The following is a 544-nucleotide window of genomic DNA, read 5'->3' on the forward strand; positions in this document are numbered from 1 at the left end:
GTGCGGCGGACGTCGTTGTCGTCGCGTTCGCCTTCGGCCTGGGACGGGGTGCGCTCTCTCATGGCGTGGCTCCCGGCGGACGGGGACGGTCCTGACTGCGCTGCCGGGTACCCAGAAAGGTGCTGTGACGCACGTCACCGGGTGCGGCGGTGGTGCACGTCGCCGGGAGCGGCGGGCTGGTACGCGTCACCGGGAGCTGCACCGGCTGCACGGGCGTCGGCGTGGTGCCCGTGGGGCCCGTGGTGCTCGTACTCGCGGTGCCGTGCGCAAGCGCGGCGTGGGCGTGTCAGGGCAGCAGCAGGAGCTTGCCCCGTGCCCGGTTGCTCCGGCTGATCCGGCGGGCGGTCTCCTCGTCCTCGAGGGGGGCGGTGCCCGCGACCGGGATGCCGAAGCGGCCCTCGGCCGCGAGCCGGGCGAACTCGGCGAGCGCGTCGGCCGTATGGCCGCTGCGGTCCTCGGTGAAGGAGGTGCGGACTCCCAGCTCCGCGGCCTCCGACACGCCCGAGTCGCCGCAGGTGAGACGCCTTTCGGGTCGCCGCCGACG

Annotated in this window: 1 protein-coding gene; it reads right to left on the minus strand. The window is 75.0% G+C overall.

The genetic code is table 11. The annotated features are described in order from the left end of the window. Window positions 1-286: 286 nt before the first annotated feature. The coding region (locus IE178_RS35395) for a zinc-binding dehydrogenase (RefSeq protein WP_193515117.1) at window positions 287-544 on the minus strand (258 nt) is incomplete at its 5' end.

It is taken from the genome of Streptomyces griseoloalbus (genome assembly GCA_014650015.1).
GTDB classification, from domain to species: domain Bacteria; phylum Actinomycetota; class Actinomycetes; order Streptomycetales; family Streptomycetaceae; genus Streptomyces; species Streptomyces griseoloalbus.